This window comes from Collimonas sp. GW821-FHT07E08, from assembly GCF_059418905.1.
Window position 1 is genome coordinate 131490 of record NZ_JBWKQR010000013.1, and the last position, 12934, is coordinate 144423.

Annotated in this window: 12 protein-coding genes; 1 reads left to right on the forward strand and 11 read right to left on the reverse strand. The window is 60.2% G+C overall.

The window, feature by feature from the left end:
• Window positions 1–5 precede the first annotated feature (5 nt).
• The 11 genes from AC07RZ_RS18015 to xylA form a co-directional block, all read right to left on the reverse strand.
• Window positions 6–1382, reverse strand: coding sequence for a pilus assembly protein TadG-related protein (locus AC07RZ_RS18015; RefSeq protein ID WP_494668967.1), 1377 nt, complete (start codon window positions 1380–1382; stop codon window positions 6–8).
• Window positions 1352–1531, reverse strand: a complete 180-nt coding sequence (locus tag AC07RZ_RS18020; protein WP_092398064.1) for a Flp family type IVb pilin — start codon at window positions 1529–1531, stop codon at window positions 1352–1354. The genes AC07RZ_RS18015 and AC07RZ_RS18020 overlap by 31 nt, the downstream gene beginning before the upstream one ends.
• 65 nt (window positions 1532–1596) lie before the next feature.
• Complete coding sequence (locus tag AC07RZ_RS18025) at window positions 1597–1809, reverse strand: Flp family type IVb pilin (RefSeq protein ID WP_092398062.1); 213 nt, start codon at window positions 1807–1809, stop codon at window positions 1597–1599.
• Between the two features lie 161 nt (window positions 1810–1970).
• The gene (locus tag AC07RZ_RS18030; RefSeq protein ID WP_092398060.1) at window positions 1971–2243 is read right to left on the reverse strand and encodes a hypothetical protein; all 273 of its coding nucleotides are present in this window, start codon (window positions 2241–2243) and stop codon (window positions 1971–1973) included.
• Between the two features lie 11 nt (window positions 2244–2254).
• Entirely contained in the window at window positions 2255–3949 is a 1695-nt protein-coding gene (locus AC07RZ_RS18035) for a type II and III secretion system protein family protein (protein ID WP_494668968.1), read from the reverse strand.
• A gap of 26 nt (window positions 3950–3975) precedes the next feature.
• Window positions 3976–4821, reverse strand: coding sequence for a Flp pilus assembly protein CpaB (gene cpaB, locus AC07RZ_RS18040; RefSeq protein WP_494668969.1), 846 nt, complete (start codon window positions 4819–4821; stop codon window positions 3976–3978).
• Window positions 4822–4851: 30 nt separating this feature from the next.
• Complete coding sequence (locus AC07RZ_RS18045; RefSeq protein ID WP_494668970.1) at window positions 4852–5436, reverse strand: A24 family peptidase; 585 nt, start codon at window positions 5434–5436, stop codon at window positions 4852–4854.
• 783 nt (window positions 5437–6219) lie between these two features.
• Window positions 6220–7359: a sugar ABC transporter permease gene (locus tag AC07RZ_RS18050; RefSeq protein ID WP_494668971.1), complete on the reverse strand. Its 1140-nt coding sequence runs from the start codon at window positions 7357–7359 to the stop codon at window positions 6220–6222.
• Window positions 7356–8948, reverse strand: coding sequence for a D-xylose ABC transporter ATP-binding protein (gene xylG, locus AC07RZ_RS18055; RefSeq protein WP_494668972.1), 1593 nt, complete (start codon window positions 8946–8948; stop codon window positions 7356–7358). Before xylG ends, AC07RZ_RS18050 begins: the two co-directional genes overlap by 4 nt.
• Window positions 8949–9029: 81 nt before the next feature.
• Window positions 9030–10010 (reverse strand): D-xylose ABC transporter substrate-binding protein, encoded by a 981-nt coding sequence (gene xylF / locus AC07RZ_RS18060; protein WP_494668989.1) that lies wholly within the window; start codon window positions 10008–10010, stop codon window positions 9030–9032.
• Window positions 10011–10154: 144 nt separating this feature from the next.
• Entirely contained in the window at window positions 10155–11471 is a 1317-nt protein-coding gene (gene xylA / locus AC07RZ_RS18065) for a xylose isomerase (RefSeq protein ID WP_494668973.1), read from the reverse strand.
• A 245-nt stretch (window positions 11472–11716) separates the two neighbouring features.
• On the opposite strand from xylA, the gene AC07RZ_RS18070 reads away from it, so the two are divergent.
• Window positions 11717–12925, forward strand: coding sequence for a DNA-binding transcriptional regulator (locus AC07RZ_RS18070; protein ID WP_144741432.1), 1209 nt, complete (start codon window positions 11717–11719; stop codon window positions 12923–12925).
• Window positions 12926–12934 lie beyond the last annotated feature (9 nt).

Below are 12934 nucleotides of genomic sequence, written 5' to 3' on the forward strand. Positions count from 1 at the left end.
TCCTCTTATCTCACTAAAACCGGCACCAGCGGACCGGCCGCGCCGCCCGCCAATCCGTTGGTCGTACATGGGCTGCTGGTGCTGCCGGCATTGCCGCGAAATTCCAATTGCACGGTTACCGTAGGCCCGCTCAAGGGCTGCAGCATGAACATGCAGGCGTAATCGATCACCTTGTTCGACGCATCGACAACTGGCGCAGTTACCAGCCTTCTGCTGAAGCCGTACAAATTGTGCTGCCCCCCGGCGCCCGGCGTAGCCAAGTTCTTGAAGCTGTTCAATTTCAAGCCAGTGATGCCATCGCCGCCGTTCAAGCTGGTTCCCGTGTCGTCATAAGAAGCAAAGGCCGCGCGCTTGGCCATGAAGCTGGCTGCAGTCGGATCTGAACCCGCGGCCGGCGTTCCAGACCACGCATTTTGTGGCGATGCGTTCTTCCAATTGGCCGAGGTATATGCATAACCTGAGAAATCTGGATGGTTGACGCTAGGACCGGGATCGCTGTTCTTGTAAATGCCGAAACGATAGTTCCAGACAGTATCCACTGTAGTCTGGGCGCCTGGCGTCCCCAGTGTGTCACCTAGCTTGGTGCCGCAATATCCTGGCTCGCCCAGTTCATTTTTTGTCTCGCTGGCGCTATTGCTGCCATCCAGGTTGTACCAGCCCATTTCACCGTTGACCTGGGTGCCGTTGCCGAGCATGTTGACCCACTCGCCGATCGCGAATCCGTAATTCGGTGCTGTCCCGCCCGTCTTTGGCTTCAGCCCGATCGGGATCGGACAGGTGGTCTGGGCGCTGGCACGAGTCGCCACCGCGACTGCCAGGACATTTTGTGTATTCGTGTAGGTCGTCGCGTCATTGGCAAAAGCGCCCATGGATTGCAGCAGCCACATGTTCAAGCCGGACTGCGTGTGCTGGCACTGCGCATATCTGGCGTTGGCGGCAGCGGCAGTGGCGCCGTAGGCGGCATCCTTGAAAGTGATATCCGCAGCGACTATCTTGCCCTGGCTGCTCCATGAGGAAGATTGGAAATTGACGTTATTCAAATTGCCGGCGGTAATGCCGGCATTGGTGGCGCGCGTCAACGCGTTGCTTTCGCCGTCGAGCTCTTGCGCAGCCGCCAGCGCGCAACTGTCCATCGCTGTCTGCAATTCTGTCTTCACGACGAACAGATGGCCAAAGTCGAGGGCAATTGCCATGAATCCCATCAAGAATAGCAGGACGAGCGATACGGTGACTATCACTGCCCCGTCCTGGCGATGACACTGACGCTGGATAGCAACACGGTCCACGATGACGCCTTTTTTAGAGTTATGACAAACAGACTTTTCGAGATTCCGTTTTTTTTTCGGCAAAATCAGGCGCAGGTGCCGCCTGTCTTCAGGCAATTTGATACACGGGTAATAAAGTCAGAGAAGCTGGTTCCCGTGGTCAAGGCTTGAAGCGCGACGACCAGCGCTATCGATACGACAGCAATGATCAATGCGTACTCGACGACTTGGGCGCCGTCTTCCTCTTGCAAGAATCGATGCAGCATGACAATCTCCTTTTAACTGAATGGGCGAGCCGGCTATGCGGCCGGCTCGCCGGCACCAACTGAGATCAAGCGCATGTCCCGCCGGTCTTCAGGCAGTTTGTTACGCGGGTAATGAATTGCGAGAAGCCGCCTCCGGCTGCAGTCAGCGCATTCAATGCCACCACCAGCGCGATCGAGACGACAGCGATGATCAGCGCATATTCGACAACTTGAGCGCCGTCTTCGTCTTGCACGAAAGAACCGATGGATTGTTTGACCAATTTAAGATTAGCGTTCATTTCTTTACCTCTTGAGGTTAATGTTGAATTGAAAATTACTGCCCTGGTGCTGCACTGTTGCTACCTACTTCTTACAACGTTGCGAAAGGATGACTCCCTTTTTCGCCGGCAGCTTATCCTGCTGCCTTGATCAATAAAATCCTTGATGCATCATTCCTGCGTTACTGGGTGGCGCCAAGACTGCCGCCGATATTGATGACGTTGACTGCAGGCGGCGGCGCCTTAAAGCTGCCTTGATAGAGATTGATGGTCTCCTTGGCCGCTTTGCCGTCCATGCCTGCCACCTGGTCGGGATTCTTGCCGGCGTCAGGATTGATGATCATCTTGAGCTTGGCCTGGCGCACGGCGTCGCCGAATTTGGTGTCGTAGTTGGGAGTGACTGTCGAGCAGCCCGCCGTCAGGACGAGCAACAGTACGATTGCGAGCTTGTTCATGGACTTTCCTTTTATTTGATTTCAGGAGTTGCAGCGACATCTTCAGAACTGGCTGTCGGCGCCATGGCTGGAGCTGGAGCTGGAGCTGGAGCTGGAGCTGGAGCTGGAGCTGGAGCTGAAGTTTGAGCTTCGACTGGAGCTTGAGCCGGGGCTGGAGCTGGAGCTTCGACTGGAGCTTGAGTCGGGGCCGGAGCTGGAACTTTAGCTTCGACTGGAACCTGAGCTGGAACTGGAGCTCGAGCTTGAGTCGGGGCCGGAGCCGGAGCCGATCCTTCCAGGCTGCCGTTGAAATAAACCTCGCCACGGCTAGGCACGACATGATTGTCCGTCGGCAGCGTCGGCGCTTCCGCCATCGGCTTCACCAGGTGCGGCGTGATCACGAACAGCAGCTCAGTCTGGTCAGTCTGGAACTCGGAACTCCTGAACAGCGCTCCAAGCACCGGCACCTCGCCCAAGCCAGGGAAACGCTTCATGGTTTCAGTGACATTGTTCTTGATCAGCCCGGCAATCGCGAAGCTTTGCCCATCGTTAAGCTGGACGGTGGTATCCGCCCGGCGCACCGTCAGCGACGGCAGCACCGCCGTGACGCCGCCGACGGTGGTGAACGGCGAGCCAAGCTGCGACAAGTCCGATACTTCCGAAACCATCTTCAGGTTGATGCGGCTGCCGTTCAGCACGGTGGGCATGAACTTCACGCCGATGCCGAATTCCTTTTCTTCCAGCGTGATGGTGGCCTGGCCAGCATTATTGGTCTGGGACACAGGAATGAAGATCTTGCCGCCCGACAGGAAGCTGGCCTGCTGGCCGCTGATCGCCATGATGTTCGGTTCAGCCAGCACCCGCACCAGGCCGTCGTTCTTTTGCCCATCGATGTTTACCGCGGTGCGGCCGATCCTCAGCGCCTGCAGCAAGGCATTGCCCCCGCTCAGGAAATTGGATAGCAGGGAATAGGTGTTGCCTCCGCCATTGCTGGGACGGGTCAGGCTGACGCTCGATCCGAGCCTGTCGAGCAGCGTCTTGCTGACTTCGGCGATCTTCACTTCCAGCATGACCTGCTGCGGGGCCGTGACGCGCAGCATGTTAACCACCTTCTTGCCGTCGCCGTAGGCATTCGCCAGGTTTATCGCCTCGTCGAGCTTGATGGCGTCGGTAACCTGGCCGGTCAGCACCAGCGAATTTTCCGCGCCGCGCACCCTGATCCCGGTTTCTTCAGGCATCAATTCGCCTAGCTTGGCTTGCAAGGTGCCCGGATCGACGGTAACGATGATGTCCTTGATGACGCAGCGTCCATCCGAACTCTGCAAAACCACATTCATCGATCCTGACTTCCGTCCCAGGAAAAACAGTTCGGTAGGACTGAGCAGCGTGATATCTACATCTGCCACGCCGTCTGAAGCCGCTTGCGCCGGGGCTGGAGGTGCATTCGCAGGCCCCGGCGGCACGGTCTTGTCGTTCGTTGCAGGCGGCCGGCCGGCGCGGTTCGACGATTGACCGCCGACCAGCATGCGCGCGGCGGGAACATTCAGCCGGATGACGCTTGACTTGCCAAGCGTGACGTAAGTAACAGGGTCAACCGTCACGGATCCGCAAGGCCTCAGGCCGGAAGAGCCCAGAGTTTGATTGGCGAAAGGTGCGCTGGCCGCGAGTGCTCCATCGGACAAGGCCAGCGCCGCGAAGAAGATCACATTTCTGTAGTTGTTGTTCACTTGAACTGCTCCCTAGATTGTTTTAATTAAAAACAGTTGAGCGTCCGGCTGCCGTTTTGAATTACCTCGACGCACTGCGATTGCGAGGCTGACGCCACCATCGGTTTGCCGCGCATCACCCTGGGCTTCACAGCTGCAACCTTGGCTGGCGCTGCTTCCGGTTCTACACGCTCTCCAAACAGCTGGTTCTTGGTAATGCCTACGGTTGCTACCGTGTTCTTGTCCACCTGGTTGCGCAGCACTAGCGATAGCGTGCCGACGCTGCGCGCCAGGTCCAGCTTCTCTGAATCCTCCAGCGTCAGCTCCAGCGTCACCGCACTGACTACCCGAGGCTTGGTATCGTCGCGGCCAGCTTCCTGCGCCACCGCCAGCACCAGTACATGCTCGAGCACGGTCTTGCTGATCTGCTTGCCCTCTTCGCCCTTGTTCTTGTCCTGCTGCGCATTCACCATGACGTCTACATAGTTGCCGGGAAGCGCGAAACCAGCCACGCCGACCACATCGTTGACTCTGACCGTCATGGCCCGCTTGCCCTCGGCAATCACGGCGGAGAGCCCCCCTTGCGTGCCGGCCGGCGCCAGCTTGCCGTCGAGGATTGCTTCGCCCCGCAGCACGCCGACTTTCACCACCCGGTCCTGCAAATCCTTGATTTCCTTGAACGCGCCTGCCGGCACCGAGCCGCTGGGCCAGTCGACGGTCGACAGCATTTGCACATTGATCTTGCTTCCCAGTTCGATATCTGACGCGGCCACCACGACTTTGTTGGAGGCGACGCCGCCTTGCTTCGATACCCACCCAGCCGCATATACAGCGGCTCCCAGACCGATCGCCGAGGCCAACACGAGCAATCCGATTGCTTTGACGTTTTTCATTTTCGATTCCAGTCAAGTTTGTTTTGCAAGCTACAAATAACCTAGTTGCCGTGCCACCAGATAGCCGGTGGTGCCTATGCCGATGCTGACGCCGTACGGCAATTTCCCCACCGACTTGCTTGCGTCTATGTGGGCGTCCGGCCTGAAACCTCCAATTGCCGACAGCATCATGATCTGCACCATATTCTTTACATTGCCTAGCATCCGTCCCAGCGCTCTGTTAAACAGGGCAAACCCCAGGGCAGCGATGCCGCCGACAATGAAAGTGGATATGACCGCAAAAAATATCCCCGGGACGCCGAGGAACGCCCCGACCATCGCTATCAGTTTTACGTCGCCTGCTCCCATGGCCTTGAGCGCGTACAGCGGCAGCATCATGAGCAAGCCAAGCAGCAGGCCGTCGAACGCCCATAGAAGGCCGGCGTGCGTCGACATCGGAACTGCCGTGTTGTAGATCAGGCCGAACGCCGTGCCGCTTGCAGTGAGCCAGTTCGGAATCCGGTAGGTTCGCCAATCGCTCGCAGCAGCAACTATCAGCAATGCAATCAAGACACCCGTACGGGGATCGGTGACGAGCATGCCGAGAAGTTCGAGTAATGAATAAAATGCTTGCATGATCTATCTCTGCCATTCAAATGAAACGTGATCGGTAATGAGCTGCAGCATGCGTCCAATGCGATTTCTTATGTGCTCTTCACCAGAGCAAGCAACGCAAGCGTGCAGACCACGATAACAAGCGCTCCTATGAGCGCGCACTCTATGAGCGACGCACCGTCCTCTTCCTTGAAAAAACACATGAGGGCATGCGATGGATCGTCGGTTAATCGCATACTCTTCTCCGTAGTGGTTTCTCATGATTCGACTCTGCCGGTTTCGATCGGACTGCAATGCTCGCGTCCTTGCAATGAGTATAGGCAGGCAGAAAAAAACGTATATGACCGATGGGTCCCTATTTGAGTAGGACCGACTGTCTCTCTGAATCCGGGATGGGCAGGACAAAACAACTAGGAAGGGGCGGGGGAAAAATCTAACTTGCTGTCGATAACGGACAAAAGAAAACGGACCTTGTCAAAACCCGCCATTTTGCTTGTCGAAAGCAGACATTTTTTTTTCATGGATGCTGCTGCCAGGCTCTCAGGCCGCAGCAAAAAAATTGCCACAAGGGAAGGAATGGAGAAGCAACCACGCCTGTCTTCCGCGGGAGGCCCAGAGAGAAGCGGCTCGTGAAAGCGCCGGGAAGATGGCCCGCCCATTTCGCGGCCGCCGTCTTTGGCCGCGGCTATTTCAAGCGAGCCGAATGCGTCGCTGCAAAGGAAGGATTTTTACCGGCTGGCCCAGCCTCGGCTGCATGGGCCGCGACACGCCATCCGGCGTCGGCATGAGCGCCGGGACATGCCTCTAACGCCCAGACCGTGTGCTGACATCGACCCACACCGCCAGCATCAGGATGCTGCCCTTGACGATCATTTGCCAGTAGGTGTCGACATCCAGCATCGACATGCCGTTGTCCAGGCTGGCCATCACCAGCGCCCCGATCAGCGCGCCGTATACCGTGCCGGAACCGCCGCGCATGGAAGTGCCGCCGATGAAGCAGGCGGCAATCGCATCGAGCTCGCCCATGTTGCCGGCCGAAGGCGAACCCGCCGCCAGGCGTGCGGTATTGACCAGGCCCGCCAGCGCGCACATCACGCCCATGATGCCGAATATCCACAGCTTCACCGCCTGCACATTGACGCCGGACAGCCGGGTCGCCTCCATGTTGCTGCCGACCGAATAGATGCGGCGGCCGAACACGGTCTGGGTGGTGATGTAGCTGAACAGCCCCAGCAACGCCAGCAACAGCAGCACCGGCACCGGAATCCCGTCGTAGGTATTCAGGGTAGAGACAAACGCCAGCAGCACCAGGCCGATCAGCAGCACGCGCAGCGCGTCGCGCCACAGCGGCGGCACCGGCAGCGCATGCTGCATGCGGTTGCGGCGCTGCCGCCAGGTGAGCGCCAGCGCCAGCGCAAACAGGCCGATGCCGAGCACGATGCCGAGCTGCGGCGGCAGGTAGCCCTGGCCCAGGTAGACCAGGTCGCTGGAAACCGGCGCGATGGTCAAGCCGCCGGTGACGCCCAGCAAAATCCCGCGGAACGCCAGCATGCCGCCGAGGCCGACGATGAACGAAGGAATCCGCATGTACGCCGTCAGGTAGCCGTTGAACAGGCCCAGCGCCAGGCCCAGCAGCAAGACCAGGCACAGGTTGAGCGGCAGCGGCAAGTGGTGGGTAACGTTGAGCACGGCGGCGACGCCGCCCAGCAAGCCGAGCATGGAGCCGACCGAGAGGTCGATTTCGCCGCCGATGATCACCAGCACCATGCCGCAAGCCAGGATGCCGGTGATCGACATCTGGCGCAGCAGGTTGGACAGGTTGCGCGGCGTCACGAAACCGCCTTCGGTCTTCCAGCTGAAGAATGCCCAGATGAGGGCAATCGCAATCAGCAAGGCCATGATCTTGTATTGCCGGAACAGCTGCTTGATGTTGATGGTGCTCATGTCAGTTTCCCGTTATTCCCTGTTTCAGATGCGGCGGCGCCCGGCTGCCGCGACGCCAGGTACTGCGACGACTGGTCGATCGCCGCCGCCAGCACGGTTTCCTGGCTCAGGCCGCGATTGACGAAGTCGCCGCGCAGCTTGCCCTCGCCGATGACCAGCACGCGGTCCGAGACGCCCAGCACTTCCGCCAGTTCGGACGACACCATGATGATCGCCACGCCCTGCCGCGCCAGGTCCGCCATCAGCCGGTAGATCTCGGCCTTGGCGCCGACGTCGACGCCGCGCGTCGGTTCGTCCAGGATCAGGACCTTGGGCCGCGCCAGCAGCATTTTCGCCAGCACCGCCTTTTGCTGGTTGCCGCCGGACAGGCTGGTGATCGGCAAGAACGGGCTGGAGGTCTTGAGCTGGAGGCGGCTGATTTCAGCCTGCACGGTTTTCAGTTCGGCTTCGGCGTCGATGCGGGTGTGGCGCGAAAAATCCTTCAGCACCGCCAAGGTGATGTTCTGGCCGACGCCGAGATCGGGCACGATGCCGTGCTGCTTGCGGTCTTCCGGCACCATGCACAGCCCGAGCCGGATCGCTTTCAGCGGCGTGCCGGTATCGACTTTCACGCCTTCCAGCCAGACCTCGGCCTGGCTGCGCCCGGGATAGGCGCCGAACAAGGCCGACACCAGCTCGGTGCGGCCGGCGCCGACCAGCCCGGCGATGCCGAGGATCTCGCCGCGCCGCAACGAGAAGGAAATGTCGTCGACCCGCTTGCGCTGCGGATTGTCGGCGCCATGGCAGGTCACATTGCGCGCCTCGAATATCACTTCGCCGATTTCATGTTCCTGGTCCGGGTACATGGCGCTGATTTCGCGGCCTACCATCTGCGTGATGATCTGGTCGACGTTCATGTCCTGCATCGGCGTGGTGGCGATATGCTTGCCGTCGCGGATCACGGCGATGGTGTCGCACACGGTGGCCACTTCGTCCAGCTTGTGCGAGATATACACGCAGGCCACGCCCTTGGCTTTCAGGTCGCGGATGATGTCCAGCAGCACCGCGATCTCGGACGCCGTCAGCGATGACGACGGCTCGTCCAGGATCAGCAGCCTGGCTTTCTTGTTGAGCGCCTTGGCGATTTCCACCAGCTGCTGGTGGCCGCCGCCGTAGTTCATCACCGGCAGCGCCACATTGATATCCGGCATTTTCAGTTCACGCATCAGCTCGGCCGCACGCCGGTACATTGCGGGATAGTTCATGCGCCCGCCCGGCAAGGTCAGTTCGTGTCCCATGAAAATGTTTTCCGCAACCGAAAGTTCCTGCACCAGCATCAGCTCCTGGTGGATGATGATGATGCCTGCAGCTTCCGTATCGCGCATCGACTGCGATTGCAGCGGCTTGCCCTCCCACAGGATTTCTCCCTGCCAGCTGCCATGCGGATAAACGCCGGACAGCACTTTCATCAGGGTCGATTTGCCGGCGCCGTTTTCGCCGCACAGGCCGAGGCATTCACCCGCCCTGATCTTGATGTCGATGCCATCGAGCGCACGCACCGCGCCGAATTCCTTGACGATGCCGCGCATTTCCAGCAAATAGTCGGACATGCTTGCTCCCGCATTGATTGAAGGGAAAACGGCGACGCGGCGGACCAAAGCCGCCGCGGCCGTTTCAGTTCATGCGGCAGCTTACTTGCTGCTGATCTGGGCTTCGGTATAGAAGCCGTCGTCCACCAGCAGCTTGACGTTGGCGCTGGTCAGCGGCGTCGGTTTCAGCAGGATCGTATCGACTTTCTTGACGCCGTTTTCATACTGGGCGTTGTAGGCAGGTTTTTCGTTGCGCGCCAGCTGCACCGAGAGCTTGGCCGCTTCGGAGGCGATCAGCTTGAGCGGCTTGTAGACCGTCATGGCCTGGGTGCCGGCGATCACGCGCTTGACTGCGGCCAGGTCGGCATCCTGTCCCGAGACCGGCACCTTACCCGCCATCTTTTGCGAAGCCAGCGCCTGGATCGCGCCGCCGGCGGTGCCGTCGTTGGAAGCGACGATGGCGTCGATCTTGTTATTGTTGGCAGTCAGGGCGTTCTCCACGATCGACAGGGCTTCGGTGGCGCTCCAGTCCTTGACCCATTGCTGGCCGACGATCTTGATGTCGCCCTTGTCGATGGACGGCTTCAGCACTTTCAGCTGGCCTTCGCGCAGCATCTTGGCGTTGTTGTCGGTGGGCGATCCTCCCAGCAGGTAGTAATTCCCCTTGGGCTGCGCCTTGAGCACGCCTTCGGCCTGCATCTCGCCGACCTTTTCATTGTCGAAAGAAATATAGGCATCGATATCGGCGTTCAGGATCAGGCGGTCATACGACACCACCTTGATGCCGGCCTTCTTGGCCTCCTTGACCGTATTGGTCAGTACGGTAGCGTTGAACGGCACGATGACGATGACATCCACGCCGCGCGAGATCAGGTTCTCGATCTGGGCGATCTGCCGCTGTTCGCTGGCGTCGGCCGATTGCACGAACACCTTGGCGCCCAGCTTGTCAGCCGCCGTGACAAAAAAATCGCGGTCCCTGGCCCAGCGCTCTACCCGCAGGTCGTCGATCGAAAAACCGATCTTGGGATTCTTGGAATCGGCCATGGCGGCCGTGCTGCCCAGTGCCAATACCGCTATCGACATCACTGCCAACAGACTCTTTCTCTTGATCTTGTTCATTGCTGTGTCTCCTGTCATTGGTTTTGATTTGACTGCTGATGACGCATTAACCTCGCCCTGCCAACTTCGACTTCTGCAACACTCGATATCACCCGTGATCACCCGTAATCATCCGTATATGGCGCGGTTGACCAGGTTCTCCAGCATTTCCTGGCGGCCGCTGACCGCCTGCGGATTGATCTGCTTGGCGAACGCATGCTCGGCGATGTCGCTCAAGCTGAGCTTGCCGGCCAGCACGTCCTGCCCGAAAGCACCATCCCATCCGGCATAACGCTCAGCCTTGAAATTGGCCAGCAGGTCGTTCTCGACCATGCCGGCGGCGCGCTCCAGCGCCAGCGCCAGCACATCCATGGCGCCGACGTGGCCGTGGAACAAATCGACTTCGTCCAGGCTCTGGCGCCTCACCTTGGAATCGAAGTTGAAACCGCCGGTGGTGAAGCCGCCGGCTTTCAGGATTTCGTAAGTGGCCAGCGTCATCTCTTCGACGCTGTTGGGAAACTGGTCGGTATCCCAGCCGTTTTGCGGATCGCCGCGGTTGGCGTCGACGCTGCCGAGGATGCCGAGCGCGGCGGCGGTGGCGATTTCGTGATGGAAGCTGTGCCCGGCCAGGGTCGCATGGTTGGCTTCGATATTCACCTTGATCTCTTGCTCCAGGCCGTACTGCTTGAGGAAGCCGTGCACCGTGGCGCTGTCGTAGTCGTACTGGTGCTTGGTCGGTTCCTGCGGTTTCGGTTCGATCAGCAGCGTGCCCTTGAAACCGATCTTGTGCTTATGCTCTACCACCAGGCGCATGAAACGGCCCAGCTGTTCGCGTTCGCGCTTGAGGTCTGTATTGAGCAAGGTTTCATAACCTTCGCGGCCGCCCCACAAGACATAGTTGGCGCCGCCCAGGCGCTGGGTGGCGTTCATGGCGGTACAGACTTGCGCGGCGGCGTAGGCAAACAGTTCGGGATCGGGATTGCTGGCGGCGCCGGAGGCAAAGCGCGGATGGCTGAAGCAGTTGGCGGTGCCCCACAGCAGGCGCACCCCGGTCTGTTCCTGCTTGCGCTCCAGCACGTCCAGCATCTGCGCGAAGTTGTTGCGGTATTCGGCCAGGCTGGTCCCTTCCGGCGCGACGTCGGTGTCGTGGAAGGTGTAGTAGTCGACGCCCAGCTTGCTGAAAAATTCAAAAGCGGCATCGGCCTTCTTGTGCGCCATTTCCATGGCGTCGCCGCCTTCTTGCCAGGGACGGCGGAAGGTGCCGGCGCCGAACACGTCGGAACCGGGCCAGACGAAAGTGTGCCAGTAGCAGGCCGCCATGCGCAGGTGGGCGCGCATCGGCTTGCCCAGTACCAGCTTGTCGGCGTCGTAATGGCGGAAAGCCAGCGGCGTCTGCGCCTGCTTGCCCTCGAAGCGGATCGGTGTCACGGAAGGGAAATAGCTCATGCTTGCTCCTGTAGGGTGGTGCTGCGGTGTTGATGTGGGCTCATACTAGAACCGCTCCCGGCGCGCCACAATTACGAAATCCACCAGATGCGCTAGCGATTCTTTCTATTGCAGGTGCACATAACGGCATTTGGCCTGACGCTGGCGGTGCGCTTCGCTACAATCGAGAGCAACGGACTGGAACCGGTCCGCGGCAATGACAAATTGACAAACCGGGTTGCATGGCGCTCCCAGGAGACAGCAAGATGACAAGAACCGTGCACCGCATCGCCCTGCTGTTCAACGGCAACAAGATCTTCGACCGCGACATCATCGCCGGCATCGGCGAATACCTGAGCAGCACGCGCGCCTCGTGGGACCTGTTCCTGGAGGAGGATTTCCGCTGCCGCCTGCAAGGCATAGAGCGCTGGCAGGGCCACGGCATCATCGCCGACTTCGACGATCCGGCTGCCTGCGAAGCCCTGTCGCGGGTCAGCCTGCCGGTAGTCGCCGTGGGCGGCTCGTATGCCGACCAGGCCGACTATCCCGGCGACACGCCGTACGTCGCCACCGACAATTTCAAGCTGGTCAAGCTGGCCTACGATCACCTGATCGAAGCCGGCCTGCAGCGCTTTGCCTGCTTCAGCCTGCCGCAAGCCGATGTGAACCGCTGGGCGCAGGAACGCGAGAAGGCGTTTGAAAGCCTGATGCAGCGCGACGGCATGCAAGGCGAAATCTACCGCGGCGTCGGCACCAGCGCGCCGTCCTGGGACACCGCGGTGGAGCAGCAGATCGCCTGGCTGCAGACGCTGCCCAAGCCGATCGGCATCATCGCCGTCACCGACGCCCGCGCGCGCCAGCTGCTGCAGGCTTGCCTGTGCGCCGGCATCGCGGTGCCGGAACAGGTAGCGCTGATCGGCATCGACAACGATCCGCTGGCGCGCATCCTGACCCGGGTGCCGCTCAGTTCGGTGATCCAGGGCACGCGCGAAATGGGCCGCACCGCCGCCCACCTGCTGCACCAGATGCTGCATGGCGGACGCCTGGCCGGCACCCGCATCCTGGTGCCGCCGGCCGGCATCAACGTGCTGGCTTCGAGCCGCCACGAAGCGCCCAGCCATCCGCATGTGATGCAAGCCATGCACTTCATCCGCCAATACGCCTGCCAAGGCATCAAGACCGAACAGGTGGCCGATTATGTCGGCGTCTCGCGCTCTTCGCTGGAATGGTATTTCCGCCGCGAACTGGGACGCAGCGTGCACGACGAGATCCTGCGCTTCAAGCTGGGCGCGGCGAAGGACATGCTGCAGCACGAATCCCGCAGCATCGCCGAGATTGCCGTCAGCTGCGGCTTCACCTCGGTGCAATACATGCACGCGGTATTCAAGCGCGAACTGGGCTGCACTCCGCGCGAATACCAAGACCGGCTGGCGCAGGCCGGGCAATCGCCGCCAACTGCAAACACCATCAACTGAGCGAAGCCG